The sequence below is a fragment of the Streptomyces sp. WG7 genome (genome assembly GCF_049975785.1).
In the GTDB taxonomy this organism is placed as follows: Bacteria; Actinomycetota; Actinomycetes; order Streptomycetales; family Streptomycetaceae; genus Streptomyces.
In genome coordinates this window covers 1-25308 of record NZ_JBNGGE010000076.1, presented here as the reverse complement: position 1 = coordinate 25308, position 25308 = coordinate 1, and the positions used below count along the sequence as shown (strand labels likewise).

At 69.3% G+C, this 25308-nt stretch carries 27 protein-coding genes and 4 pseudogenes; 11 read left to right on the top strand and 20 right to left on the bottom strand.

Annotated elements, in window-relative coordinates; genetic code table 11:
• Nucleotides 1-162, bottom strand: a pseudogene (locus tag ACP4J0_RS36820) (site-specific integrase); the annotation flags it as partial.
• Nucleotides 163-780: 618 nt separating this feature from the next.
• Between ACP4J0_RS36820 and ACP4J0_RS36815 the strand changes: the two are divergent.
• Nucleotides 781-1941 carry a cytochrome P450 gene (locus tag ACP4J0_RS36815; protein WP_426603525.1) on the top strand — a complete coding sequence of 387 codons (1161 nt, stop codon included), beginning with the start codon at nucleotides 781-783 and terminating at the stop codon, nucleotides 1939-1941.
• Nucleotides 1942-2167: 226 nt separating this feature from the next.
• Here the strand turns inward: ACP4J0_RS36815 and ACP4J0_RS36810 are convergent, their stop codons facing one another.
• Nucleotides 2168-2974 carry an SDR family NAD(P)-dependent oxidoreductase gene (locus ACP4J0_RS36810; protein ID WP_189232011.1) on the bottom strand — a complete coding sequence of 269 codons (807 nt, stop codon included), beginning with the start codon at nucleotides 2972-2974 and terminating at the stop codon, nucleotides 2168-2170.
• A gap of 207 nt (nucleotides 2975-3181) precedes the next feature.
• Here ACP4J0_RS36810 and ACP4J0_RS36805 point away from each other — a divergent pair, with 207 nt between their 5' ends.
• Both ACP4J0_RS36805 and ACP4J0_RS36800 read left to right on the top strand, forming a co-directional pair.
• Nucleotides 3182-3598 carry a CBS domain-containing protein gene (locus ACP4J0_RS36805; RefSeq protein WP_189232012.1) on the top strand — a complete coding sequence of 139 codons (417 nt, stop codon included), beginning with the start codon at nucleotides 3182-3184 and terminating at the stop codon, nucleotides 3596-3598.
• A 37-nt stretch (nucleotides 3599-3635) separates the two neighbouring features.
• Nucleotides 3636-4046, top strand: coding sequence for a four-helix bundle copper-binding protein (locus ACP4J0_RS36800; RefSeq protein ID WP_426603523.1), 411 nt, complete (start codon nucleotides 3636-3638; stop codon nucleotides 4044-4046).
• Between the two features lie 230 nt (nucleotides 4047-4276).
• Here ACP4J0_RS36800 and ACP4J0_RS36795 read toward each other — a convergent pair whose 3' ends face one another.
• The 3 genes from ACP4J0_RS36795 to ACP4J0_RS36785 all read right to left on the bottom strand — a co-directional run bounded on the left by ACP4J0_RS36795 (nucleotide 4277) and on the right by ACP4J0_RS36785 (nucleotide 9049).
• The gene (locus tag ACP4J0_RS36795) at nucleotides 4277-4768 is read right to left on the bottom strand and encodes a hypothetical protein (RefSeq protein ID WP_189232014.1); all 492 of its coding nucleotides are present in this window, start codon (nucleotides 4766-4768) and stop codon (nucleotides 4277-4279) included.
• Nucleotides 4765-7260 carry a molybdopterin oxidoreductase family protein gene (locus ACP4J0_RS36790; RefSeq protein ID WP_426603521.1) on the bottom strand — a complete coding sequence of 832 codons (2496 nt, stop codon included), beginning with the start codon at nucleotides 7258-7260 and terminating at the stop codon, nucleotides 4765-4767. The genes ACP4J0_RS36795 and ACP4J0_RS36790 overlap by 4 nt, the downstream gene beginning before the upstream one ends.
• Before the next feature lie 325 nt (nucleotides 7261-7585).
• Nucleotides 7586-9049: an aminotransferase class I/II-fold pyridoxal phosphate-dependent enzyme gene (locus ACP4J0_RS36785; protein WP_426603519.1), complete on the bottom strand. Its 1464-nt coding sequence runs from the start codon at nucleotides 9047-9049 to the stop codon at nucleotides 7586-7588.
• 205 nt (nucleotides 9050-9254) lie between these two features.
• On the opposite strand from ACP4J0_RS36785, the gene ACP4J0_RS36780 reads away from it, so the two are divergent.
• Entirely contained in the window at nucleotides 9255-10442 is a 1188-nt protein-coding gene (locus ACP4J0_RS36780) for an amidohydrolase (protein ID WP_426603527.1), read from the top strand.
• Between the two features lie 225 nt (nucleotides 10443-10667).
• Here ACP4J0_RS36780 and ACP4J0_RS36775 read toward each other — a convergent pair whose 3' ends face one another.
• From ACP4J0_RS36775 to ACP4J0_RS36735, 9 genes and pseudogenes are all read right to left on the bottom strand, one after another.
• Nucleotides 10668-10994: a plasmid stabilization protein gene (locus ACP4J0_RS36775; RefSeq protein ID WP_189232017.1), complete on the bottom strand. Its 327-nt coding sequence runs from the start codon at nucleotides 10992-10994 to the stop codon at nucleotides 10668-10670.
• Nucleotides 10995-11047: 53 nt separating this feature from the next.
• Nucleotides 11048-11236 carry a hypothetical protein gene (locus tag ACP4J0_RS36770; protein ID WP_189232018.1) on the bottom strand — a complete coding sequence of 63 codons (189 nt, stop codon included), beginning with the start codon at nucleotides 11234-11236 and terminating at the stop codon, nucleotides 11048-11050.
• An 86-nt stretch (nucleotides 11237-11322) separates the two neighbouring features.
• Nucleotides 11323-11541: a SpoIIE family protein phosphatase gene (locus ACP4J0_RS36765; RefSeq protein WP_308426943.1), complete on the bottom strand. Its 219-nt coding sequence runs from the start codon at nucleotides 11539-11541 to the stop codon at nucleotides 11323-11325.
• 42 nt (nucleotides 11542-11583) lie between these two features.
• Entirely contained in the window at nucleotides 11584-11817 is a 234-nt protein-coding gene (locus ACP4J0_RS36760) for a hypothetical protein (RefSeq protein WP_426603529.1), read from the bottom strand.
• Nucleotides 11818-11838: 21 nt separating this feature from the next.
• Nucleotides 11839-12477: pseudogene (locus tag ACP4J0_RS36755) on the bottom strand (hypothetical protein); the annotation flags it as partial.
• Nucleotides 12384-12614, bottom strand: a pseudogene (locus tag ACP4J0_RS36750) (PAS domain-containing protein); the annotation flags it as partial. The pseudogenes ACP4J0_RS36750 and ACP4J0_RS36755, both read right to left, overlap by 94 nt.
• 673 nt (nucleotides 12615-13287) lie before the next feature.
• Nucleotides 13288-13677 (bottom strand): hypothetical protein, encoded by a 390-nt coding sequence (locus tag ACP4J0_RS36745; protein ID WP_426603516.1) that lies wholly within the window; start codon nucleotides 13675-13677, stop codon nucleotides 13288-13290.
• Nucleotides 13674-13955 (bottom strand): hypothetical protein, encoded by a 282-nt coding sequence (locus tag ACP4J0_RS36740; RefSeq protein WP_268255217.1) that lies wholly within the window; start codon nucleotides 13953-13955, stop codon nucleotides 13674-13676. Before ACP4J0_RS36740 ends, ACP4J0_RS36745 begins: the two co-directional genes overlap by 4 nt.
• 566 nt (nucleotides 13956-14521) lie before the next feature.
• Nucleotides 14522-14725, bottom strand: a complete 204-nt coding sequence (locus tag ACP4J0_RS36735) for a cold-shock protein (RefSeq protein ID WP_189232019.1) — start codon at nucleotides 14723-14725, stop codon at nucleotides 14522-14524.
• A 351-nt stretch (nucleotides 14726-15076) separates the two neighbouring features.
• Here ACP4J0_RS36735 and ACP4J0_RS36730 point away from each other — a divergent pair, with 351 nt between their 5' ends.
• A complete protein-coding gene (locus ACP4J0_RS36730) occupies nucleotides 15077-16351 on the top strand; it encodes a cytochrome P450 (RefSeq protein ID WP_426603513.1) in 1275 nt (424 codons plus the stop codon).
• Between the two features lie 336 nt (nucleotides 16352-16687).
• Here the strand turns inward: ACP4J0_RS36730 and ACP4J0_RS36725 are convergent, their stop codons facing one another.
• Nucleotides 16688-17599, bottom strand: coding sequence for a LysR family transcriptional regulator (locus ACP4J0_RS36725; protein WP_189232021.1), 912 nt, complete (start codon nucleotides 17597-17599; stop codon nucleotides 16688-16690).
• A 112-nt stretch (nucleotides 17600-17711) separates the two neighbouring features.
• On the opposite strand from ACP4J0_RS36725, the gene ACP4J0_RS36720 reads away from it, so the two are divergent.
• Nucleotides 17712-18584, top strand: a complete 873-nt coding sequence (locus tag ACP4J0_RS36720) for an EamA family transporter (protein ID WP_426603510.1) — start codon at nucleotides 17712-17714, stop codon at nucleotides 18582-18584.
• 61 nt (nucleotides 18585-18645) lie between these two features.
• Here the strand turns inward: ACP4J0_RS36720 and ACP4J0_RS36715 are convergent, their stop codons facing one another.
• A complete protein-coding gene (locus ACP4J0_RS36715) occupies nucleotides 18646-19035 on the bottom strand; it encodes an STAS domain-containing protein (protein ID WP_426603508.1) in 390 nt (129 codons plus the stop codon).
• 224 nt (nucleotides 19036-19259) lie between these two features.
• Between ACP4J0_RS36715 and ACP4J0_RS36710 the strand changes: the two genes are divergently transcribed.
• Entirely contained in the window at nucleotides 19260-19745 is a 486-nt protein-coding gene (locus tag ACP4J0_RS36710; protein ID WP_189232023.1) for an ATP-binding protein, read from the top strand.
• A gap of 35 nt (nucleotides 19746-19780) precedes the next feature.
• Here ACP4J0_RS36710 and ACP4J0_RS36705 read toward each other — a convergent pair whose 3' ends face one another.
• Nucleotides 19781-20125, bottom strand: coding sequence for an ANTAR domain-containing protein (locus ACP4J0_RS36705; protein ID WP_189232024.1), 345 nt, complete (start codon nucleotides 20123-20125; stop codon nucleotides 19781-19783).
• Nucleotides 20126-20416: 291 nt separating this feature from the next.
• Here ACP4J0_RS36705 and ACP4J0_RS36700 point away from each other — a divergent pair, with 291 nt between their 5' ends.
• From ACP4J0_RS36700 to ACP4J0_RS36690, 3 genes are all read left to right on the top strand, one after another.
• Nucleotides 20417-20833, top strand: a complete 417-nt coding sequence (locus tag ACP4J0_RS36700; RefSeq protein ID WP_189232025.1) for a CBS domain-containing protein — start codon at nucleotides 20417-20419, stop codon at nucleotides 20831-20833.
• A 126-nt stretch (nucleotides 20834-20959) separates the two neighbouring features.
• Nucleotides 20960-21187, top strand: coding sequence for a DUF5133 domain-containing protein (locus ACP4J0_RS36695; RefSeq protein WP_189232026.1), 228 nt, complete (start codon nucleotides 20960-20962; stop codon nucleotides 21185-21187).
• A 27-nt stretch (nucleotides 21188-21214) separates the two neighbouring features.
• The gene (locus ACP4J0_RS36690) at nucleotides 21215-21718 is read left to right on the top strand and encodes a DUF6098 family protein (RefSeq protein WP_229869814.1); all 504 of its coding nucleotides are present in this window, start codon (nucleotides 21215-21217) and stop codon (nucleotides 21716-21718) included.
• A 510-nt stretch (nucleotides 21719-22228) separates the two neighbouring features.
• On the opposite strand, the pseudogene ACP4J0_RS36685 reads toward ACP4J0_RS36690, so the two are convergent.
• A pseudogene (locus ACP4J0_RS36685) lies at nucleotides 22229-22345 on the bottom strand (alpha/beta fold hydrolase); the annotation flags it as partial.
• Entirely contained in the window at nucleotides 22324-23424 is a 1101-nt protein-coding gene (locus ACP4J0_RS36680; RefSeq protein WP_426603505.1) for a tyrosine-type recombinase/integrase, read from the bottom strand. The pseudogene ACP4J0_RS36685 and the gene ACP4J0_RS36680, both read right to left, overlap by 22 nt.
• A gap of 196 nt (nucleotides 23425-23620) precedes the next feature.
• Between ACP4J0_RS36680 and ACP4J0_RS36675 the strand changes: the two genes are divergently transcribed.
• On the top strand, nucleotides 23621-23785 hold the full coding sequence (locus ACP4J0_RS36675) for a hypothetical protein (RefSeq protein WP_426603503.1): 165 nt from the start codon (nucleotides 23621-23623) through the stop codon (nucleotides 23783-23785).
• 285 nt (nucleotides 23786-24070) lie between these two features.
• Here the strand turns inward: ACP4J0_RS36675 and ACP4J0_RS36670 are convergent, their stop codons facing one another.
• On the bottom strand, nucleotides 24071-25129 hold the full coding sequence (locus ACP4J0_RS36670) for an Acg family FMN-binding oxidoreductase (RefSeq protein WP_426603501.1): 1059 nt from the start codon (nucleotides 25127-25129) through the stop codon (nucleotides 24071-24073).
• Nucleotides 25130-25308: the final 179 nt, after the last annotated feature.

Genomic DNA, 25308 nt, shown 5'->3' with positions numbered 1-25308 from the left:
GAGCCACTCGTCCACCGTGACCTGACTGAGCGGTGCGCGCGCTGCCTCGTAGCGACGATGCACGATGCTCGCGTACTCCGCCTTCGCCTCCCTCAGCGTCCCGAACGTACGGGTCACCTGCTTACGCTTCCCCGTGACCGGATCGGGGCCCGCATCGACCACGAACCGGTACCGAACCTTCCCCTTGGCATTGGGGGCAAGCTTCTTGATCGGATAAGACAGGACTACTCGCTTTCCTTGGAGTGTGGGAGCCCCAGCGCAGCCTTCTGTGTTGATGTCGAACACCAAGCCCGGGGGGCTGACGAGCCCCTCCAAGGATTGCCGTGATCGCCGGTTTGGCCAACCGGCGATCACGGTCTATGTTTCGCTCGTCGCCAACCAGGACCGAACCTCAGGACCCCGATGAGAGTGGCCATCCCATCGATGCTGTGCGGGTACGGACCCTCCAGGGAGACCGGTGTCCAGTTGGAAGATGGAGGACGGCTCCCCGGTGGGCGACGCGGAGTTTCAACCCAACCTTGACATGCTGATGCTCGAGGCCGACGCCTTGTCCTGCCCATAGAGGGAGGGTCCGCGATCTGGTCCGCCGATGCATCCACGCCCGCCCCCCAGCGCGAGGGCGTTGGCATACCGATCAGCGGTGACGGTGTCACCGGCGCGCACGCACAGACCGCGCTTCAGTCCACGCAGGGGGATCGGCCGGCCCACGCCTCCGGCGCCTCACTGTCCGGCTTTCCTGTATCGACCACCACGTGTCCCGGCCACGGGCGGGGGCACCCGATGCCCACCGCGCCCTTGACCGACCGTTCCCTGCCGGCTCTCATCCAGGGCTACTCCTGGTTGCCCGGTGTCCTGGGGGAACGCTCCGACGGCGTGGCCCGCACCCGGGTGCTCGGCAAGCTGGCGCTCGTCGTGCGCGGACCGGAAGCTGCCGTCCACACGCTCGACGGCGATGCGCACCGCGCCCGCAAGGAGTTCTTCCTGCCGCTGCTGCACCCTGACCGTATCGCCGGTCTCGTCGACCACGTGACGGCCGCGTGGGACGATGCGGTCCGGGAGTGGGGCGGGGCGGAGCAGACCGTGCTGTTCGACGCGGCGAGCGTGGTGCTCACCCGCGGCGTGTGCCGCTGGGCGGGCGTTCCATTCGACGAGGACACCGAAGAGACGAAGGACCTTGCCCGCGACCTGGTCGCCATGGTCGACGGCTTCGCCACCGCCGGGCCACGGCACTGGCGAGCGCGCCGTGCCCGCAGCCGCCAGGAGCAGCGCTTCACCCAGCTGGTCGCGGACGTGCGCGGCGGCGAGGCAGCGGCCCCTGACGGATCGGTGCTCGCCGCCGTGTGCGAGCACCGGGAGGCAGATGGCGAACTGCTCCACCCGCACACGGCCGCGGTCGAGCTGCTGAATGTCCTGCGTCCCACCGTCGCGGTCTGCTGGTTCGTCGCCAACACGGCGCACGCGCTGCATCTGCAGCCCGGCCAGCGTGAGCGGCTGCGCGGCGGCGGCCCCGCCTACGCCGCCGCGTTCGTGCACGAGGTGCGTCGTTTCTATCCGTTCGTGCCGTTCCTCGGCGGCCTGGCCGTCCGCGATCTGGCCTGGCGGGGGGTGTCGCTGCCGGCCGGTGGGATGGTGCTGCTCGACGTCTTCGGCCAGAACCACGACGAGAAGCTGTGGGGCGACCCGTTCGTCTTCCGCCCCGAGCGGTTCCTCGGGCACGCTGTCGAGCGGGACGAACTGGTCCCGCAGGGCGGCGGCGAGTCACGCACCGGTCACCGTTGCCCCGGGGAAGGGCTGACCATCGGACTGCTCGAAGCTCTCGCGCTTCGTCTTTCCGATCTCGACTACGCCGTCCCCGACCAGGACCTGAGGATTTCCCTGCGGCGTATCCCGGCGCGAGTGCGCAGCGGCTTCGCCGTACGGAACGTGCGGACGACGAGTTAGCGCACGCCGACGCCCGTGTGCGCTGCGCACCGTTGAGCGGGCGAGCTGCCCGCCAGCGGCTTCTCCTCGGACCGGCCTGTGGTACGCCGGTCCGAGCGCTGTGTACTGTCGGCCCCGCCCTCCGCGCCCGTCAGAGGGTGGGGCCCTCCCGTCAGGCAACGGATACCGGGGACTCGGCGCCGCCGAACAGATACCTCGGACGGGCGCGGCGACGCCCGTCCGCCCCTCAGGAGGGCTGCTCGGGGGCCTTGCCGGTTCCCGGTTCCGCCAGTCGCCGGTGGGCCGCCGCCTTGACCCCGTCAGGCAATACCTTCCCCGCCAGCTCCTGTGCCTTGGTCTTCAACGACCCGGTCACGGCCTTTCCCTCGCCCGTCACGATCGCTTCGAACGCCTGCTCGGCCACTTGTGCCGGATCGTCCTTCTTCATGGTGCCGATCCGCGTGTCGTCCGCCATGCCCGCCCGGTCGAAGAAGGCCGTATCCGTCGGTCCCGGCATAAAGGCAGTCACCGTCACACCGGTGTCCTTCACCTCCTCCGCCAGTGCCTGGGCGAAGGACTGCACGAACGACTTGGACGCGTTGTACACGGGCTGGAAGGAACCGGGCATCGTCGAGGCGACGGACGAGGTGAAAGCGAGCCGGCCCGCTCCTCGCGCCACCATGGCCCGCAGGAGCGGCTTGGCCAGCCGCACGGTCGCGGTGACATTGAGGTCGATGACCTCTTGGTCGTCGGCGAGATCGGTGTCCACGAAGGCGCCGCCCCGGCCCACCCCGGCGTTGAGGACGGCGACGTCGACGGTCAGTCCGTCGAGCGCGTCAAGGAGGCGGAAGCGTCCCTCGCCGGTCCGGAGATCGGCGCGCACCGCGCTGACCTCCGCTCCCGACTCCCGCAGGTCCTGGGCGGCGGACTCCAGCGCTTCGTCCTCGGCGTTCACCACCAAGTCGTAGCCGTGGTGCGTGAACTGCCGGGCCAGTTCGTGGCCGATTCCGCTGGACGCGCCGGTGATCAGGGCGAGTGGCCGTGTGTCAGTCATGACAGACGGGTAACCGCCGCGCCTCGTGCCACGCCTTGGGGGGGAGGTCGCAGGACCGTCACGCGCAGGCTGCGCACGCACGCGGTGAGCGGAAGAGCAGGAAAGAGCCCGTTACCAGCCCTCGCACTCGGGAACACATGTCGCATCAGTTCAACCGCCGCCCCTCGGCCCCCGTGCGGGAGGCGGCACACCGGAGAAGGGGAGTCCATGACCAAGGCGCGAGACATCATGACCGGCGGAGCCGAATGCGTCGGTGCCGAAGAGACGGTGCTGGACGCGGCCCGCAAGATGAAGGACCTCGGGGTCGGCGCCCTGCCGATCTGCGGCACCGACAACAAGCTGAAGGGTGTCCTGACCGACCGGGACATCGTGGTGAAGGTCCTGGGTGCCGGCAAGGACCCGGCCACCTGTCCGGCCGGGGAACTGGCCCAAGGTGAGGCCGTCACCATCGGAGCCGACGACGACGTGCAGGAGATCCTGCGCACCATGTCCGCGCACAAGGTGCGCCGCCTGCCGGTGATCGACGGGCACGACCTGGTCGGCATGGTCGCCCAGGCCGATGTCGCCCGTTCCCTGCCCGACCCCCAGGTCGGTGATCTGCTGCAGGCCCTGTCCACCGACTGACCTCGCCCCCGCCCCGAGCCCCCTACTGGAGACTCGCATGAACGCTGCTGTCCGGGACATGCTCGCCGCTTACCCCGCCGACCTGGGCGGTGTGGATCGTGACAAGCTCGCCCACTGCATCGAGAAGTGCGTCGCCTGCGCTCAGGCGTGCACGGCGTGCGCGGACGCCTGCCTGTCGGAGGAGATGGTCGCCGAACTGACCACGTGCATCAGGACCGACGCCGACTGCGCCGACGTCTGCGCCGCGACGGCCGCCGTCCTGTCCCGCCACACGGGTTACGACGCCAACGTCACCCGGGCCGTCCTCACGGCGTGCGCCACCGTCTGCAAAGCCTGCGGTGACGAGTGCGCGAGCCACGCCGAGCGGCACGAGCACTGCCGCGTCTGCGCCGAGGCGTGCCGCCGCTGCGAGGAGGCGTGCAACGACCTGCTTGCCTCCCTCGGCTGACGCCCGCGCGGCTCGGCTGACGCCCGCGCGGCCGAGCCGGGCCCCACGGGGTCGACGTTTCCCGCATAGCCGGACCGTTGCTGCCTGGGGACGCACGCACAACGAATCAAGGTTGTTCCAAGCCCGGCACGAGAAGACGGCCGCCTTCCGGGCCGTCGGGGCGGAATGCCGGAAGCCCACCGGCGTGCTGACCCACCGGGATGGAGTCGACGTCGGTGTCCCGACCGGCGCTAGAGGCTGGTCAGAATCTGCGGGCCAAGGTTCTTGATCATGGTGTTGGTCCAGCGCATCTGCCGCAGGGTCTGCGGGTGGCAGTGCGCGGTGAGGGTGAGGATCCGGTCGTCCCGGGTGGCTTGGGCGGCCTGGGCGAGCATTTCCCAGTACAGGGAGTTTTCGGTGGCTCCCACGTGCAGGTCACGCAGGTCGCGCAGCAGGAGCAGACCGGGCTCGGGTCGGCGTCCCACGGCCTCCGCCGCCTTCTCCCGGAGCATCGTCAGGACGCCTGGGTCGGATACGTCGGGAGATTCGTCGAGGGTCAGGCCGTAGTGGCGGCCCGTGTCGGCCAGTCGTTGGACGTGTTCACGGGACCAGAGGGCCAGATCGGTGGCGACGTGGTGGATCTCGTGCTCGGTGCGGTGGCGCTCCGCCACCGTGGTCAGGTGTTCGGCGAGGTGCTTCTCGCCGTGGTGCAGCGCGCGCAGGACCATGGTGACGCCGTTCACCGGGTGCCCTCCTCACGGCCGTGCCACGTGGCCTCGGCGGACTGCGTGACTTGCGCGGTGGGTCCGCCCTGCGTCGGGGGGACGCTGGCCTTGCCGGTCGCTGACGGCGCGGAGGCGGTGGTGGTGGGCGCGGGGGCGGTCCGGCCGTCGCCGCGTGCGACGAGGGTGAGGGCCGCAGCGGCGGTCTTGAACAGCGGCTGCTTGGAGGCCGGATCCCAGTCGGTGATGGTCGTCTCGTTGGCGGCGCGGCCGGGTGTGTTCTCGTCCGGACCGTGGCCGGCCGGGGTGTCCCAGTAGCCGTAGTGGAACGGCACGAACAGCAGTCCCGGGCGGATGTCCGTGACACGGACCCGTCCCCGCAGAGTGCCGCGCGGCGTGGAGACGTCCACCAGGTCGCCCTCGTGCAGATCCCGCTCGGCCGCGTCGGCCGCCGACACCTCCACCCAGACGTCGGGGGCGGCGGTGTTCAGCTGTGGGGCGCGCCCGGTCTTGGTGCGGGTGTGGAAGTGGTACAGCGTCCGGCCGGTGGTCAGCTGGAACGGGTGCTCCTCGTCGGGCATCTCGTGGAGCGGCAGATAGGCGGCCGCCTTGACCATGGCCTTGCCGTCCGGGTTGAGGGAGCGGTACTCCACCACGCTGTCCGAGGCACCGGTGACGAGATCCTTGCCGTAGTTCTCGCACACGTCGGGGTGCGCCCAGCTGATGCCGTCGGTGTACAGGCGTTCCGTCCCCTGCGGGGCGTGCTCGTTGCACGGCCACTGGATGCCGGAAGGACCGCGCAGCTTGCCGTAGGTGAGACCGGTGTAGTCACATGGCCGGCCCGCGCTGCACCGCTTCCACGCCTCGAAGGCCGACTCCGGGTCGTGCCAGTGGACCAGCGGACCGCCGTCCTTGTCGCGGAAGTCCATGCGGGCGGCGTAGTCGAGGAAGATGTCCAGGTCCGGTTTGGCCTCACCCGGTGGGTCGACGGCCTTCTCGGACAGGTGCACGGTGCGGTCGGCGTTGGTGAATGTGCCGGTCTTCTCGCCCCACGTCGCGGCGGGCAGCACCACGTCGGCCAGTTGGGCGGTCTCGGTCAGGAACAGGTCCTGCACCACGACGAACAGCCGTTCTTGAGACAGGATCGATCGGATGCGGGACAGTTCCGGCAGGGAGACGGCGGGGTTGGTGCCACTGATCCACAGCATGCGGATCGAGCCTTGCTCGGCGTAGCGGAACATCTGCATCGCGTGGGTGGGCGGCGCGTAGTGCGGAATCTGCTTCGGTACGACGTTCCACACCTTCGCCAGGTCCGCCACGTGCTGGTCGTTCTGCCAGTTCCTGAAGCCCGGCAGGTCACCGTTGGCGCCGCACTCCCGGGTGTTCTGGGCTGTGGGCTGCCCGTTCATCTGCAGGATGCCCGCTCCCGGCCGGCCGAGCATGCCGAGGAGCAGGTGGATGTTGTTGATCTGCACGGCGGCGGCGGTGGCCTGGTGGGACTGGTAGACGCCCTGCAGCACCGTCGACAGCAGACGGTCGGCCGAACCGAGGATCTCCGCCGCCTCCTCGATGCGCGCGGCCGGCACGTCACAGATCTCGGCGGCCCACGCGGGTGTGCATTCCTCAACCCGGGCTTCCAGCTCCTCGAAGCCGACGGTGCGAGCTGCGACGTAGTCGTGGTCGACCCGACCGGTGCGGATGATCTCGTGCAGCAGCGCGTTGAGCAGCGCCACGTTCGTCCCGATGCGCGGGGCCAGGTGCACGACGGCCCTGCGTGCCACCTGAGTCGGCCGGGGGTCCACACAGATCAGGCGGGGCGGGTCGTCTCCGTCGAGCCGGTCGAGGATGCGCATCCACTGCACCGGCTGGGTCTCGGCCAGATTGTGTCCGAAGAGGGCGATGACGTCCGCGTGGTCGATGTCGTCGTAGTTGCCGGGCTGGCCGTCGCAGCCGAAGGACTCCTTGAGCGCCTCCGCGGCCGTCGAGGTGCACAGCCTGGTGTTGCCGTCCAGGTGATTCGTCCCGATTCCAGCCCGGGCCAGCACCGCCAGTGTGTAGTACTCCTCAAGGAACAGCTGGCCGGACGTGTAGAAACCGATCGAGCTCGGGCCCTTGTCGTCCAGGAGTTCCTGAGACCGGGAAACGATCCGCTCCATCGCGGTCGCCCAGTCGGTCTCGACCAGACGGCCGTCCTGGCGGACGAGGGGCCGACGCAGCCGGTCCGCGGAGGCGTTGGCCTGCCAGCCGAAGAGGTCCTTCGGCCCGAGACGGCCGTGGTTGACCCGGTCCTGCGCGCGGCCCCGGACTCCCACCATGCGGCCGTCCATGACCGCGATGTCCATCGCGTCACCATCGGAGTGCAGGATCGAGGCGGCCCGCACCCAGCGCTGCACGTCGCCCGGTGCGACGCCCTCCGCGAGGTGCGTGTCCACCCGTACCGGCCACGCCTCGTGCCGCCCGTACGGAGTGCGACTGCCCCACGGTTGCGCGATGCGGTCCACCGAAACGTCCATGCCCCAGCTCCTCCATTGCATCCGGCGCCGGCCCTCCAGCCGCATCATCAGTACCCGGCACCATTCGTGTGTAACGCCGCGCGCAGGGCTCTCGACATTCCCCTCGACTGCAACCGGAGGGGCGACAGTCGCCGACCGGGGCGATCGCAGGGCGGTCTTCCCATCACTTGCCGGCGGAGAATGTCGAGTGTCGCCATACCGGCTGCGTCGTCGCTCGCTCCGGTGACAGGCCGGTGCCGACGCGGTCGGCGGCACCCGGGACCAGGGAACGGCGAACGAGTAACCTCGGGCCCGATCGTCCGGGAACGTCTTCGGTCAACCGTCGTCAGTCCCGCGCCACCACACGGAGCGTCCTGACCGAAGGGTCGGCCGCGTCCGGGATCAGAACCCCGTGCTCGACACCGCTGCGCAGGTAGTCCAACACCTCGTCGGTGATGACTTCACCGGGAGCGACGACGGGCACCCCCGGCGGGTACGGGCTGATCGTCTCCGCGGCGATCCGTCCCGCCGCACGCTCGGCGGGCACGTGCTCCACCGGGGCGAAGAACGCCTCCCGCGGCAGCATCGCCTGCTCCAGTTCCAGGGCCGAGGGCTCGGGCAGGTGCACCGGCGGCTGCTTCTCGATGGAGCCGACGCCCTCGACGAGCGCGCGCAGGGCGTCCAGCAGGACCTTCTCGGTCTCGTCGTCGTCGGCATGCGTGATGGACGCGCTGATCCGGCAGGTGTCGGAGCCGCCAATGTCCACATGCCGGTTCGCCCGCAGCCACTCGGCCGCCTGCATGCCGCTGATGCCCAGCTCCCGTACGTCGATCACCATCTTCAGCGGGTCGAACGCGGCGGCGAACCCCTCTTCGACGACCTCTCCGCCCATGGGCCGTAGACCGGGCAGATCACGGACGCCCGACCGGATGCGCTCCGCACGGTGCAGCGCGGCGTCCAGGAGGTCGTGTCCGTGTTCGACCATCTGACGGCGCCAGCCGTCGAGAGTCGCGTAGACCAGGGAGGAGGCGCTGGTGGTGCCCAGCAGGTCCTCCCGCTGCTTGAGGGCCTCCGGTGACACCCGGTCGTACTGGAGGTGGAAGACGGAGCTCTGCTCGATGGCCCCGCCCATCTTGTGGACGCTGGTGACCACCAGGTCGGCCTCGGCGTCCATGCCCCAGGCCGGCAGTTCGGGATGGAACGGAAGGTGGGCCCCCCACGCCTCGTCGACGATCAGCGGGACGTCGAACTCGTGGCAGACCCGGGCCACGCCCGCCACGTCCGCACAGGTGCCCCAGTCGGTGGGAGTGATCAGCAGCATTCCCTTGGCGTCCGGGTGCTCCTGAAGGCGGCGCCGGACGTCCTCGGGCTCCGGCGGGTGCGCCAGGTGCCGTTCGGCATCGAACTTCGGATGCACCCAGATCGGCTCCACACCATTGACGACGACGGCCGCGATCACCGACTTGTGCGCGTTGCGGGACAGCAGGAGCTTCTCGCCGGGACCGGCCACGGCCAGCATGGCGGTCTTGACCGACAGGGAGCTGCCACAGGTGGAGAAGAACGCGTGTTCGGCCCCTACCGCGTCGGCCATCAGTTCCTGGGCCTGGCCGAGCACGCCCTGGGACTGGCGGCGGTCGTCCAGTCCGTTGAGGGACAATACGTCCGACCGGAACACGTCGAGCCCGACGATGTCTGCCACCCGCGGGTCCACGCCTCGGCCCTGCTTGTGCCCCGGCGGGCCGAAGACCACGTCCCCACGACGCCGGAACTCCTCGAGCGCCTCCAGCACGGGTACCCGCGAGTGATCCATCGGTTCCTCCCAGCGGTCGTCCTCCGCCCGGCCGTTTCCGGCACGGCGACTTCGCTCTGCGTCGTCCGAGCGCGCACCGGACGTGTTGCACCGATGTCCCGGATCGAAACCCGGAGGTGTGACGACGCCCGGTTGACGGCACCCGGTGGTGCAGGACGCGAAGACCGACGACCGCACCTTGATCCGAGGAGGCCAGGTGACCCGTATGCCGTCCGGCGGCGATGTGCATGCCGACGTCCACGACAGGCTGCGCGCGGAGGTGGCGGAACGGGCAGACCAGTTGTGGGAGACAGCCCTCGAGCTGCACGCCCACCCCGAGCACGCCTTCTCCGAGCACCAGGCCGCGGCGCTGCTGACGGACGCGCTGGAGAGGGCCGGTTTCGAGGTCGAGCGCGGGACGGCCGGGATGTCCACCGCGTTCACCGCCCGCTCGGGCCACGGCCGCCCCGCCGTGGCACTGCTGCTGGAGTACGACGCCCTGCCGGGACTCGGCCACGCCTGCGGGCACAACCTCATCGCAGCCGCCGGTCTGGGCGCGGCACTCGCACTGAACGCGGTGCTGGACGCCTCAGACGGACGCGTCATGGCGGTCGGAACGCCGGCCGAGGAGGGCGGGGGCGGAAAGGCCCTGGAGGTGGAGGCCGGCGTGTTCGACGACGTCGACGCCGCGCTGATGTTCCACCCCGGCGTGTACGACTGGACGCGGGCCCCGCTGACCGCCCAGGTGCAATACCGGGTGGCCTTCCACGGCCGCGCCGCGCACCCCACCGGCAACCCGACCGAGGGCGTCGACGCTCTCCTGGCGCTGGTCGAGCTGTTCAACGTGCTGACCGCCCTGGGCAAGCGTCTGCCGGCGGCCTCCCACATCCAGGGAATCGTCACCGACGGGGGCAGGGCAACCAACATCGTCCCGGAGTACGCGGAGGGCCTGTTCGGCCTGCGGGCGGCGACGAACGAGGAGTTGGAGGATCTGACCGGGCAATTGCGCACCGCCGCCGAGGGCGTCGCCCACGCCACGGGCACCCGGGCCGAGGTGGAACGGGCCACGCTCCGCTACGAGCACTTCCGTGACAGCGGCCCGCTGTCCGAGACGTTCGCCGGACACCTGTCCGGGGCAGGGATCGAACTCACCCCGCCCGAGCCGGGCGTCTACCTGGGATCGTCGGACATCGGCAACGTCAGTACACGCGTGCCCGCCATCCATCCCTTCGTCGCCATCATGAACGATGGATCCGACCACACCCCCGAGTTCGCCACGGCAGCCGCCTCTCCGCGGGCCCGCGACGTGCTCGTAGCCGTAACCGGTGCGCTGGCCTGCACGGCCGTAGACCTGCTCCTCGACGCCGACCTGCGCGAGAAGGCGTGGAGACTGCACCGCGAGGCGGGACGCTGAGCCATGTCCGCCACAGCCGTCTTCACCGAGTCCCTCGCCGACCCCTTCCTTACCTGCCCCCACATATCGACCGTTCCGCGCTGACTCCCGTCAGAGTTACACCTGGTTGCCGGGTGTGCTGCGCGAACGTTTCGACGGCAGAAGCCTGCTGCACCATCACGTAGGGCAGGCCGCGCACGCAGTCAGGCCCCGTCCGTCTTCCAGTCGACAGCGTGGAACCGCGGGTCAGCGGCCCAGGGCGTTCTCCAACTGCTTCTTACTCATCGAGGAGCGGCCCTGGATACCGCGCTTCTTGGCCTCTTCGTACAACTGGTCCTTGGTGGGGCCCTGCGCGCCGCTGTGTGAGCGCTGCCCGCCGCGCTGGGATGCCGACTTGGGGTCGCGCGTCGAGGTCTTGCTGGCGCTCTTCGACTCGCCCGACCTGGCCCGCTCCTTGTTGACCGTCCGTGCGGCGATCTCCTTGGCGCGCTTCGACGATGCCCCGCGGTCCTCGACGCCCTCCTTGATGTGTTCGTACTGGCGCTCACGCTTGGAGCTCGATCCGGCCGGCATTGCGCATCTCCCTTCTCGGGTGGATCGGTGACTGCGACAGGTCGCCGGGAGGGTTACGGGTGCTCGGTCTGCTGGTCCGGCGGCACTCCGCCGCCTTCTCCGCCGCCCTTGTCGCCCTTGTCCGTGCCGTGGGCGCTGCGGCCCTTCGCCTCCATCTCGCGGGCCTTGTTCTCGCCGCTCTGCTGGGGCGTGCCGCCGCCCTTCTGACTGCGTCGCTGTTCTGGCTGCTGTGGATTGGACATGTGTGAGCACCTGTCTCGTTCCGGAAATTTACTCTGAGCGACGGGTTCCCCTGAGGAGCCACCCGAAGCATGCGGCCGTCGTGCGGTCAACCCGCGTCGTGGTGCACCGCGTCGCGGTGAAGGACCAGGAGAGCGATGTCGTCGGCACGTTGCCCATCCGTGCCGGCTTTGTTGAGCAGGTGGTCGATGAGCAGGTCGAGGTCCCCTTCGTCGGCCTGGGCGAAATGGTGCGCGAGACCGGCGATGGCGACGTCGAGATCGATCCCCGGTTTCTCGATGAGGCCGTCGGTGTAGAAGACCAGCATCGAGCCCGGGGTGAGGGTGATCTCGGTCAGGGGAAAACGGCCTCAGGGTGCGGCCGCGGCGGCGGTGTCGCCAAGCCGGATCAGGTCGTAGAAGTCACCGCCGATGGCCATGCCCCGGGTCGCGGGGAGGTAGCGGGCGGCGACGCGCAGACCGGCGATCTCGGGAAGGGCGCGAGGAAGCAGCGCCTGCTGGAGGCCGTGTGCAAGTTCGCGCTTGGTGTCGTAGAGGCGGGCACGGTCGAGCGCCTGGGCGATGAGACCGGCGAGTGAGGTCATGACGGCGCGTTCCTCGGCCGGGACCGCGCGGGGGTGGTCGTAGGACAGGATGCAGCAGCCGACGGGCCGACCGGAAATGATCAGGGGAAGGAAGGCCCATGCCTGTTTTCCGCTGACCTGAGGGGCCGCGGGGTACAGCCGGCGCATCTCCTCAGGATCGGAAGAACGCGGGGACTCCGCTGCTGAGGGCGCGCCCGGCCGGGGTGAAGTCGGTATCGACGGACAGACCGTCGAGGCGCTCGATGATCTGGGGGTCGTAGCCGCGGTATCCGGTGATCCGCAGCCGGCCGGCCTCCGCTGTGGACAGGAAGGCCCCGGGCGCCGAAGGCGGGCATGACCTGTTCGGCGACCAGGGCGACGACATCCTGTACTCCGACGACCTCGGTCAGTCCGGCGGCCAGGTGGGTGAGCTGGTAGAGCCTGCCCGCGCGGGCCGGAGTAGCCGGACGCGCGGAGTGGCTCGACGCCGGTTCGGGCGGGGGCTGTGCACCGCTGGGGACAATACGGATGCTGATTCCGCTGGCGTCCGGGTAGAGGTGGAACTCCAGCCAGTGAGCCGGGGGACGACAGGCGGTGAAGGAGACGGGCTCGCGGCTGAGCACCGCGGCACGGTAGCGGTCCTCGTAGGTAGGGTCGTCGAGCCAGCGCAGGGACTGCCACGGCACCGTGCCAAGCAGCCGGCCGGCTTCGCAGTCCAGCAGGTCACAGGCGCCGGTGCTGACGTAGGTGACCTGCCCCTCGAGGTTCAGCGCGCAGCTCCCGCCGGGCAGGCGCTCCGCGAAGTCGGCGGCGGCCATCGCCCGGCTGTCGGACCGGTCCTCTGGGGCGAGAGGAACGACGCGAAGCAGCTCGTCGCCGGACGGGGGCCTGCCACGCTCGGCGGCCTCCTCCAGCAGCCGGGCCAGACGCCGGCAGCTGGCCGTGTTGTGACCACGCTCCCGCCCGGTCATGTACGGCGGACGGGTGGCCGGCCACATCAGCAGCAACGCGCCCCACCTGCGGGTGCCGGTGACCGGCGCGGCGGCCAGGACCAACGGGTAGGGAAGCACGACCGACGTGCGCGGGTAGGTGCGGACCATCTCCTCCTGACTGCCCACCCACACCAGATGTTCCTCGCGGAACGCGACGGCCACCGGTGCGGGAGCGGCCACCGCAACTTTCGACCAGGGGGCGGCGAACTCGGCCGGGGCCCCGCACAGCACGTCCAGCCGCAAGAACTTCTCATCAGGCGCGAGCAGATACAGGGCACCGATCGACGCGCCGGTCCGGCGCGCCGTGTCCGCGAAAACGGCGTCCAGCTCACCGTCGGCGACTGGATCACCTGCGCTGGTCACGAATACACCTCCAGCATGCGGGCCCTAAGAGGACGCTACGCCCTTGGGAGGCGATCGGCACGCCGTCTCGCGCGGCCGGTCGCCGCCCTTCTCGTCCTACGGGACTGAAATCCGTTCTCGAGCACAACAAGACTGCTCACTGCCTTCGAAACGGGTGTTCGTTGCGGAGCATGCGCAGCACCGCCCGTTCCACGGAACCCTGGGTGGCGGGGACGCCGTAAGCGCCCTCGTCACCCAGCTGAGGCAGCGCGCCGACGACCGTCACGTCCTCCTCGTACAGCTCGATCACCCGTGGATTGATGTAGGAGGCGCGGCAGACCGCGGGTGTGTTGCCGAGATAGCCGGCCACCTCGCGCGCTGCCCGGGCGACGGCCCGGCGCCGGGCGCTCTCGCTGCGGGCGACGGGTTGGAAGACGGCCAGTGCGACGGCGGCCATGACGGTGGCGTGCCAGGTGCGGAAGTCCCTGGCGGTGACCTCGACACCGGCCAGTTTCTTGAGATACGCGTTGACGTCCTCGCCGGTCACGGTGTGCCAGGAGCGCTGCTCCCAGTAGGCCAGGAGCCGATCACCACCGCGCCGGCGTCGCAGAAGTGCGGTGAGCTGCGGCAGGCGGCGGGGTCCGCGACGGTCTGGACGATCTCCTTGCCGTGCTTTCCCGTGTAGGTGAACAGGACCGCACCTGCCTGGCAGCGGGAGTGCTCGCGCAGCAGTGTGGTGAGGCCGTAACTGTTGTTCAGTTCGGTGTAACGGTCGTTGCCGATGCGGAAGAAGCCGAGGTCGAGCAGACGTACGGCCGTGGCCAAAACCCATCATCCTCGGGAGCCACCGGTTCAGCTCGCTGCTTCACGCCTCACTCACGGTCCGGCCCGGCACCTCACCGCCATCGGCCAGGACCCACACCGCTAGATCCCGCTCGGTGACGCCGCGCAGCCGACCGATGCGACGACCAAGACGGCGCCCCTGTGTTCGTCCCTCATCCGGACGGGCACCTGGTGCGCCGGCGAGTTGGAGCGACCGTCAGCGGACCGGCAGTCATCACCGCATGGACCTGCTGGGCCATCGGAATCCTCCTCGTGGTGGGCGCCCGGCGGACGGGTCCGGGACGACGGTGCCCACCAGCAGGTACCCCGCGCAGCTGGGACGCGCCGTATGTACGCCCTTGGCCCGCATGGGTGTCGCCAGAGACCCGCCCGGCCCAACGAAGAACACGACGGCCCCGAGACCGGGCGCGGAGTCGGGGCCGTCTGTCCGCACGCGTTCCGTCGTGGGGCGAGCAGAACCATGCAGTGACACACTGAAGAACGCCTCCTGCGCCCGCTGCGTCACGCTTCCATACGAGTGATCCACGCACTAACACCGCGGCGTCCGGTCAGCCCCGGACGATGTTTTGTGCCTGCGGGCCCTTCTGCCCCTGCCCGATCTCGAACGTCACGTGCTCGCCCTCCGTCAGCTCGCGGTACCCGCCGCCCTGGATCTCGGAGTAGTGCGCGAAGACGTCCGGGCCTCCACCGTCCTGTTCGATGAAGCCGAAGCCCTTGTCGGAGTTGAACCACTTGACGGTACCGCTGGCCATACTGTCGATCCTTCGTTCATCGTTGATGCCCGGGAACAGCCCGTAATCCGGGCATGCTCCGGCTCCCGGCAGCAGGAGCCACATCCGTTTTACCCCGAGCAGCCTGGCCCATCCGGCTGACGACACCACCACCCGACGCTCCGCTCGCACAGAGGTCGCCTCAGCGGCGACTGACGTCTGCCAGCGGTGATCGCGGCCTGTGCCGCGACTACCCACCCCGGATCACTGGTAGTCGGCGCGGGAGGCCCGCTCACGGTGGCAGCGGAACACATAAGTCACAGGGCACCCCCGGTCCGAGTGACCGTAAGCGGGCCGCGTTTCCGGTGGGCGGTGGCGGGGACCCACGGACCCATGAATCGGAATCCTCGTGCCCCGATCGTCGACAGCTCGCTCGCCGTCCTCGCCAAAGGATACGCGTGGCTGCCGGACCGCCGGCGCCGAACTGCCGGCCCTTTGGTGCGGGCCCGGCTGATGGGGCAGCACGCCGTCGCCCTGCACGGCCCCGAAGCGGTGCGGTTCTTCTACGACGAGCGCCATGTGGAGCGCGGGACGGCGCTTCCCGGGCCGGTGCTGAGCACACTGTTCGGTCATGGAGCCGTGCACACCCTGGACGGGCAGGACCACCGGGTACGCAAGGGGATGTTCCTGTCGCTGCTCACCGGCCCTGAGGCGGTCACCGGCCTGGTGGAACACGTCGCTGCGGCGTGGGACGCGGTTGTGCAGTCGTGGCCCGGCCGTCCGTCGGTCGTGCTGTTCGATGAGGCGAGCCGGATACTCACCCGAGGTGTCTGCCAGTGGGCCGGGGTCCCCCTGGGCGACGCGTGGTCCGTCGCCCGGGACCTGGTCGCCATGGTCGACGGCTTCGCCACGCCGGGACCGCGCCATTGGCGGGCTCGCCGTGCACGGGCCCGGTGCGAGGCGTGGCTGGGACGCCTGGTCGAGGACGTGCGGGAAGGGAAGGTCACCGCACCGGCCGGGTCGGTGCTGGACGTGGTGGTCCGCCACCGGGACGCCGACGGCGGGCTCCTCGCCCCGCACACCGCCGCGGTGGAACTCCTCAACGTCATCCGTCCCACTGTGGCGGTGTGCTGGTTCGTCGCCTACGCCGGTCACGCCCTGCGTGCCAGGCCCGACGTCCGGGAGCGGCTGCGCGAGGACGACCCCGCGTACGCCGTGGCGTTCGCACACGAACTTAGGCGCTTCTACCCCTTCGCCCCCTTCCTCGGCGGCCGGGCCGTCACCGACCTGGAGTGGCGGGGAGAGTCGATCCCGTCCGGTGCGCTCATCCTGCTCGACCTGTACGGGCAGAACCATGACCCCGACCTGTGGGACGAGCCGTATGCCTTCCACCCCGACCGCTTTCTCGACCGGCCGCCCCAACGCGACGAACTGGTCCCGCAGGGCGGCGGCAACCGCACCGCCGGCCACCGCTGCCCCGGGGAGGACATCACGATCGCTCTGCTTGGGGCCCTCGGGCCACGATTGGCACGGCTGGAGTATGAGGTGCCCGAACAGGACCTGCGCATTCCCTTGAACCGCCTGCCGAGCCTCGTACGCAGCGGGTTCGTCATCGAATCCGTTCGTGTTCCGGCACCGGTCCACGGCGCACCGCGGCCGGTGGGCTGACGGCTGGCGTTCGACTGCCGACCGGCCCGCTCCACGAGGGACGTTCCGGCTCGTACGGCGCTCGGCTGCCGTCCAGTGCTCAGCCGACGCACCTCGTTCCTTCTACCCCGCATCCCGGCTACATCCGCCGACGGATGCGACCGTGGGGTCCGGGCACTCGTGGAGGCTTGCGCACTGGTCTTCCGGGGGGCTCAGACGCGCATGGACGTGGTGGCGAGGTGTCTTTGCCACTGCGCTCCGAAGTTTTGGAATCGGCTTGTTTCGCAAATCAGCCGCGCCACAGCCGACTGGCCCGAACCACGTCGTCGCTGCGCCGTGCCCTTCTACTACGTGCTGTCAGCTGCCAACGGAGCGCGTCGAGGCGGTGGTGCGCAGCGCTGCCAGTCCGGCCTTGACGAGGGGATGGCCAGTGCTGCCGCGTCGGACGGCAGTCAACAACTGCCGCACGGGGACCGGTTCACCCACCAGGGGGACCCGGGTAACTGCGTGCTGGGGCAGTGGCACGATCCTTGGCATGAGGCAGACGCCGAGCCCTTCCGCGACGAGTGCGGAGACTGCGTACCACTCTTTGACCTGGTGGACGATGCGGGGAGTGAAGCCAGCGGCTGCACACGCCGCTAACACCAGCGGGTAGGTGTCGTTCTTGTGTTTCTTCACGATCCAGGCTTGATCGGCCGCTTCCGTCAGTCGGATTCCTTCGGGCCGGGCGAGCTGGTGGCCTTCGGCGACCAAGAGGTCCTGGCGGTCGGTCGTCAACGGTGCCTGTTCGAAGCGGGCGTCGGTGACGGGTGGCGCGTCCGGGCCGGGTAGCACCAGGGCCACGTCCGCCTCGTCAGCGAGCAACTGCCGGTAGCACTCAGCGCTCTCTTCCTCGTTGATCAGTAGCTCCACCATGGGGTGGGTCTTGCGCAGTTCGGCGACGGCTGGGGCCGCGAGTGCGGCCAGCGCGGAGGACACCCCACACAGGCGCAGCGTGCCGCGGAGAGCCACGCTCTGTTGAGCGAGTTCCGCCTGGGCCGCCTCCCACTGCATCCGCAGGATGTCGGCGTGCCGGAGCACGATGTTTGCGGCCGGTGTGAGCCGCACCCGCCGTCCCTCTGGTCGTAGCAGTTCCACCTGGAGATCACGGGCCAGCAGTCGTAGCTGCTGGGAGACGGCTGAGGGGGTCAGGTGCAGGGCGGCCGCGGTGGCGGTCACTGTTCCGTGCTCGGCCAGTGTTCGTAGAACGTGCAGCCGATGGTCAATCATGTAGGCCAGCCTAAACGGTTTTATCCACAAACATCTGCTGGACGCGGATGATTGCAGCGCCAAGCCTGGAACCATGACGAAACCTCCCGCTCCCGCTCTGATGCTGGGGAGCGTGCTGAGCATCCAGTTCGGGCAGGCCATCGGTAAACAACTTTCCGGTACTGTCGGCGCTCCGGGAGTCGTGGCTCTGCGCCTCGGACTGGCCGCAGTGATCCTGCTGCTTCTGTACCGCCCTTCGCTGCCGCGCAGCCGTACGGACACGGGACTGGTACTCGGCTTCGGCACGGCCATCGCGGGGATGAACTTGGTCTATCCCGCATTGACCCTCCTGCCTCTGGGACTGGCCAGCGCACTGCAACTCCTTGGGCCGATCACCCTCGCGCTGCTCACCTCGCACCGCCCCCGCGACGCGGGCTGCGCCGTCCTGGCCGGAGGCGGCGTGTGGCTCTTTTACGCCCCGCACGGTGCCCACTTCCCGCTCGGCGGCGTGCTTCTCGCCTTAGCCTCAGGGATCTCTATGGCCGTCTACCTGCTGCTGAGCAAGACAGCAGCGGCCAGGAGCACGGGTGGAGACTCGCTGGCCCTGGCGTTGGCCTGGGCGGCGGTGCTGACAGTGCCGCTGGGGGCAGTGGAGCAAGGGACGCACCTGCTTGCCCCCCAAGTGCTGCTGGCCGGGATTGTAGTGGCGGTGCTCTCGGCGGTGCTTCCGTACTCGCTGGAGTTGGCAGCGCTGCGGCGACTGCCGACGAGAACGGTGGGCGTGCTGGCCAGTCTTGAGCCGGCGAGTGCGGGTCTCGCAGGAGTGTTGGTTCTCGACGAGCACCTGGGGTTGGCGCAATGGGCGGCCCTGGCATGTGTGGGCACGGCGAGCGCCGGGACGGTGGTCCGACGGGAGAAGAAGCGTGGCGAGACCGCTCCGCACACGCGGGGGCAGGGCGAAGAAGATGGTCCTCGGACCGATCGCCGCTCTCATGGACCGCACTAAAGGACACCGTGCGCAAGGCCATGGGCAAGTAGGTCTGAAGCAGCCGCGTCCCGGGCCGTGCTCATGGGCCCGGGACGCGCGGTCTGCAGACGGCACCAGCAAGGGAGAGCGTATGAGGATCGGCGAGGTCCTGGTCAGGGAGCTGCTTGCCGCTCCGTCGGACGACACCGTCCTGGTACTCCTGGAGGGTCGTGCTCAGGTGGTCGAGCAGGCTGCCCTCAACAGTGAGCAGTACAGAGGAGCAGCCGTACTGACAGTCGATCACGGCGTCGACACCAACGAGGCTCAGCGTGCGTTTCACCGCCTCGCCGGGTGCGGCGAGACGCAGCCAGCCGCCGGCCTCGCTGGCCGTACGGTGAGTGGCGATGAAGATGTTGATGCCGCTGGAGTCCATGAAGGTGACCTGGCGCATGTCGATCACGATCCGGGGGCGACACGACGCGGATGCCATCGGTGGCCGTAGCCACCGACCGACAACCGGCCAGTCTGTTCGGCGCGTTCGATGCCCGCCGGCTTTCCCTCCGCCATGCCAGTGATCCTGGCACACCCAGGCCCTGCCGTGGCGTCACCCGGCGTGACAGAGGCCGCTTCGCAGCGTGGCGAGGGTTACAGGACTCGTGTGGCATGGCTGGCAGCAACCCGCGTAGAGGCCGAGCTATGTGAACGGGGGGCAACATGAGGGCAGCCGAGGTGGGACCGGATTCGACGGAGCAGGTCGAAACGGCGCTGGGTGGTCGGCCGGCACACTTCACTGTGTCGCTGACCGGCGACGGACCATGCATCGCCCAAGCCCGTCACCAGGCCGCGGCCTTCCTTGTCCAGGCGCAGGCCGAGCACGATGTGCCGGTGTCGCAGCGGGCCACGGATCTCACGCAGTTGGTGGTCAGCGAGCTGGTCACCAACGCCCGCAAGTACGCACCGGGCCCGATACGGATGACCCTACGCCTTACGGAGGAGTCGGTGGAGGTCTCGGTGTGGGACTCCGATCCGGTGCTGCCGGTTGCCCGTGCCGCAGATGCCGGCCGGGTGGGACAACACGGTCTGGAGATCGTCATGGCCGTCGCCCGGAGTTTCGAGGCGCAACGCGAGCCGGTCGGCAAACGCATCAGCGTCGGCGTCGCCCTCCTGGACGCGCCCGGCCTCGGATGCGCTGCCGCCTGACGCTGCCCCGTACGGGACCAGTCGGCCGCACGCAGTCAGGGAGCAGCGGGTGGTCCGGCGTGGCGGGCCAGGGCCGCGTGCAGTTCTCCGAGCAGAAGGTCAGGCAGCGCCGCGCCCTGCGCGTGCTTGAGGAGGTGCTCAGCCACGACGGAGAGTCTGACGTTGGTGTGCTGGGAGATTTCCCGTAGGACCGTGAACCCGTCACTGGGGCTGATCTGGCCCAAGGCGGTCAGGACGCCGATGGCCTGGTCGACCAGCGCGTGGGAGGAGAGGGCCTGCTTGAGCTGTCTGTTCTCCGCCCGCACGCGCTGCAGTTCCTTCACCAGCTCATCGGTCGTTGTCAGCAGCGACTCAGGGCTGGGATGCGTGGAAGAGGTCATGGCGCTCACCGGTGTGTGCAGCGGGCAGTGGCATCTTACGCCTGCCCCCGTTCCGTACCAGCATCCAGCCGACCGGATCACATCACAAGCCGTGACCACGCAGCCCGGCGTCGATGGCAGGCGGGCCCCGCTCTGCTGGGCTGGCGTGCCGCTGCCAGTGCGGTGAGGTCAGGGCCGCCGCGAGCGTTACGGCGGGTGACTGCGGGGAACCCGCGCCCACAGCCACCGAACGCGACCGTTCGCTGACCCGGTGATCAGGGACGGCCGGCCGACCACAGGGAGTGAAATCTGATGACGAAGGCACGGGACATCATGACGGGCGGAGCCGAGTGCATCGGCGCCGAGGAAACGGTGCTCGACGCGGCCCGCAAGATGAAGGATCTCGGCGTCGGCGCCCTGCCGATCTGCGGCACGGACAACAAACTCAAGGGCGTACTGACCGACCGGGACGTCGTCGTGAAGGTTCTGGGCGCGGGCAAGGACCCCTCGACCTGCCCCGCCGGCGACCTGGCCCAGGGCGAGGCCGTGACCATCGGCGCCGACGACGACGTGGAGGAGATCCTGCGCACCATGACGGAACACAAGGTGCGCCGCCTGCCGGTGATCGACGGGCACGACCTGGTCGGCATGGTCGCTCAGGCCGACGTCGCCCGCTCCCTGCCCGACCCCAAGGTCGGCGACCTGCTCCAGGCCCTGTCCACCGACTGAGCTCGACACGGGCCCCCAGACCTCGTGGTCGCCGAGTGCGGGAACACACCTGATTGGCGACGGAGGCCCGGGGCATACGGATCGCTGTATGACCCACGTGAGCAATGGTGACAAGGGAGGCTACCGATGCTCTTGGCACACCCCGTCGTGCTGAAGAACCTCATCGAGCAGTACGAGACGCTGCGCGCCCTGCACGCCGAGGACGGCACCGAGGAGGCGCGACGGCGTATGGAAGACGTCGCTTACACGCTGTGCGTGTCGACCGGCACCCGCGACATCGACGCCGCCCTCGTCGCCGCCCGCCACCGGCTGCCCGGAGCTCGTACCGAAGACGACTCCGTTCTGACCGCCTGACTACCTGCGGCACCGCCCCACCTCACCATGACGAAGACCGTCGACCTGCCGACGTTCAGCAGCCTTGATGAGCTCGCCCGGCTCGTAACCCGCCGCCGCGGTCTTTACGTGCGCTGGTCTCGCGGGCCGCAACGCGACCTGCCGAAGACGAGCAGTACGGATGATCTGACCGGGATCAAGCTGCCGGGCCTGTCGGCCAGCCCGATGGACCTTGAGGACTGGTGGGGTGAGCGGCCCGTGCGGGTCTGGGTGGCCCGGCGACTGTACGACTACTGCCACCTGCCGCACGTCAAGGACGCTCGCACCCGACCCTGGGTCCTGCACGGCTCGGAGACGGCCCGCGGGCCGGACAACGAACCGCTGGTGACGGAGATCGAACCGCTCGGCTGGATCGCCGACCAGGTGATCACGGACGCCTGCCGCATCGTCACCGAACAGCCCGGACAATGGGGCCCGCTCGACCGGGACGAGCCTTCTGAACGGTTCTCGCCATCCTCAGCGCGGTCGTCAGAGTGGGACGACCGCACGTGACTCTCTGGCGGCGCCGCCGCCTCCGGGCCTGGACGCTTAGGAACGGGGCCGACGTCCGTCTGTCGGCCGGTGCCGACCGCCGGGTGACGCTGATCCGGGCCGGGATCCGACCGTGCGGCCAGGACGCGGGCGTGGCGCCGGGTGGCGAAGGCGTACACCGTCTTGTGGGGCGCGCACCCTCACACGGACCGACGAGCACGTGCGATCGCGAATCAGGCACCCGGGAAAGTCACGTCCATTCGGACTGCACGGGCCGCCGACGACATCCTGTGCATCAGCGCGTCCTCTCTCACGGAGAAGCCGCACCGGAGTGCTCCGGTGCGGCTTCTCCGTCTCACGGTCCGCGCAGAGATCCCGTCAGGACGGACCCCGGTGGGGCCTCGCCATATCACCCTCGTGTCACACCGCAATCACCAACTGGGCAGACCGTCTCGGACCAAGACGCTCTGACCTGCAATTTCCTGCCCGCGCTGTACTGCTGTAGACATCCCTGGACGGTCTCTACAACCTGTGCCATGTAGCACCAAGGCTTGGCCCCATGACGAGGACCGGGGCCTGTTCCGGCCCGTCAAAGCGGTATTGCAGGGTGTCGGCGTTCTTCTCACTCACCCGTTCACGCTCCCACATCTCACATTCTCTTCGTGAACGGGGGCGGAGCCACTCGCCAGACCTCCCCACGTGTCCGCCGCCAACCGCAGGTCCTCCACATCCGGCTTTACGTACCAGCGCTTCGTGGTCCGGACGTCGGCGTGACCGGCCCACAGGGCGAGAAGGTGGTCCGGGACCCCGTGGTTCGCCAGGTACGTCAGGCAACTCGCACGGGCGTCGTACAGACGGACCCGACGCAGCCCAATGCGGTCCATGACCTTGTAGGCCCGCTCACGCAGCTGCCGCCCGTTGAGCGCCCTGCCCCCAGCGTCCACGAGAACGTAACCGCTGTCTTCGTACCCCTGCCCCGCCACCGTCTTCTCGTCTGCCTGAGCCTCCCGGAACGCGGTCAAGGCAGCCGCCACCGGAGCCGGCAGAGGCAGCTGCCGCTCACCGGCGAGCGACTTGGCGTCCTTCTCCACCACGATGTCGTTCCCCATGACCGTGCGGGTGTTGGTGATGGACACCGTGGCTTCATCCAGGTCGACGTCCGCCCAGCGCATGCCACAGATCTCCGCCGGCCGAAGGCCCATCAGAGCCAGAAGGAACGGTGCCTGCAGGCGGTCACCTGCGATCGCACGGACAAAGGCACGTACTTCCGCGACGGTCCACGGCGGCACTGCCGCCCTGGCCCTGCGCTCTGCCTTGCGTGCCTTACGGGGAACGGTCACCTCACGAGCGACGTTCACCTCAACCAGGCCCCGTGTCACCGCCCGGTCGAGCGCCTCCTTCAGCCGGGCCAGCGACATCTCGACCGAGGTAGCCCCCAGGCCGGTGCCCGACCTCCCTCCCCGCCCACGCCCCTCCTGGAGCGCCCATCGCATCCATGCCGCCACATGTTCCTCGGTGAGGTCCGGAAGACGGATGTGCCCGAGCCTTCCGCGGACCCGGGCCAGGGTCATGGTGTAGCTGTAGGCAGTGCTCTCTTCCAGATCCTCCGCCTTCATGGCCAGCCACTGATCGAGCCACTCGTCCACCGTGACCTGACTGAACGGTGCCTGCTCCGCCTCGTAGCGACGATGCACGATGCTCGCGTACTGCGCCTTCGCCTCCCTCAACGTCCCGAAGGTACGCGTCAGCTGCTTACGCTTCCCGGTAACCGGATCAGGGCCTGCATCGACCACAAACCGGTACCGGACCCTCCCCTTGCTATCCGGAACGAGCTTCTTGATGGGGTCGGACAGGACTACTCACTCTCCTAGAGGGTCTCGACTCCTCTTGACCCACACGGATCCAACGCCGAGCCCAGTGAACGTGAACTCCCTCAAGGGTCGCCATCATCGCCGGTTTGGCCAACTGGCGATCAACGTCTATGTTGCGCCCGATACCGCCCAGACGATGGTCGGCGGCCTGGCCGCCGGAGAGTGTCCGGTCACCACACCCTCCTGTCAGTCGACCATTTCGACCACGCCGCCGTAGGCAACGTGCCTTCGCTCAGCTGAACATGCCTTTCGCCTCCCCGGCCCGTTCAAGGGGAGGGGGAGGCGGGATGGCGGCTGACGGCGCGAGACGAACGGCGTTGCTCTCGTCCGCCTGCAGCAGCACCGCCACGAAGTCCGCATGACGAGTCGGACGACGGCTACAGCGTCCCGAAGAGCACCACCGACTGTGAAGCTGCGTCGGATGCAAGAGCGGCCTGCGGAGGAGTTATCGAGACCACGCACCGTGCAACGAGGGAACGCAAGAAGCGGACGGCCCTCGGATTCACCGCATCGGCCCTCGGCGACCAATGTCGTCGTCGGTCTCCGATCCCGCCTCCCCTTGGAGTGCCCGGGGTTGCACGTCGAGCGCATCGGACACCGGCCGCCGGGGCGTCCGAGGCCCTTTGGGGCCGTATCCCACTCGCAGCAGCATCTGCGGGTGGCCGGCACCGGATATCGGATCGCGCAGGAGCCATCGCAGGTCGGGCCGTTCGAGGGGCTGTGTGGCGAGGGAAGCGACCAGACCTTCGGCTGTGGCCAGCAGCAGGACACGTTCCATGGCCTGGCCGGCCCGCAGCCAGTCCTCCGGGCGGTCGTGCGTCGTGCTGACGCAGGCGAGCTGGGGTGCCACTTCGAAGACCGCGGTGCCCCGTCCCGCCACGCGGCGAGTACCCGCGAAGTCCCGCAGGGGCGCCCGGCCCCCGCTTCTGACGGGGCCGAAGGCGTAGTCCGGGACGCCGTCGTCCGTACAGTTCACCGACGGAGCGTCGGTGCGGGTCCACTCCGCCAGTTCCCGTTCGGACGCGCGGTTGGTGAGATCGCGTGCCTCGGCCTCCCGCACGAGATCCAGCACATGCTGCAGATGCCAGGGAGCGGGGAAGGTCAGGATGGCGCCTTCGCGACGGGCAGCCTCGACCAGCTCGCCGCGCAGGTCTTCAGGGATCCGCTTCTCCTCGAACGGGAAACGGCTGCTGTGCCGCTCGGTGATGGCCGGGTGCAGCGCGGCGAGGTCGCTGTCGTCGCCTCCCGGGCCGGTCAGCCCCACGGTCGCGAGGAGCGCCGGATCTTCGGGGCGGGGCAGCAGCCGCGTTTTCGCGTGCCGGCCGTCGTGGGCCACGGCCACCCGCAGGTTCAGCAGGGCCGCGCCGCAGCCTATGTGCAGGCCACGGGCGCATGGGTCGGAGTACGGCATGGCGCGGTCGAAGTCGGCGTACAGCTCGAACGTCCGCGTCTGACGCACGTAGCGGAAACGCCACGGCTGCGCGTTGTGCATCGAGGGCGCGGCGACAGCGTCACCGACCAGACTGATCACGTGTTCGTCGGATGGTGGTCGTACGTTCACCGGTATCCATCTCCTCAGCCCGTTCGTCACCGGGCGAGACCTGGCTAACACCCGGCCGCCGTTGCCTCCGCGGGTGCGACTGGCGCCGCCACCGTCGCTGCGTGCGGGCCGCGTCGCGGGAGCGCTGTCACGGCCCGCTCGGCTGTTCGGCCGCCAGGTCGGGCTCGAGCGCCGGCCGG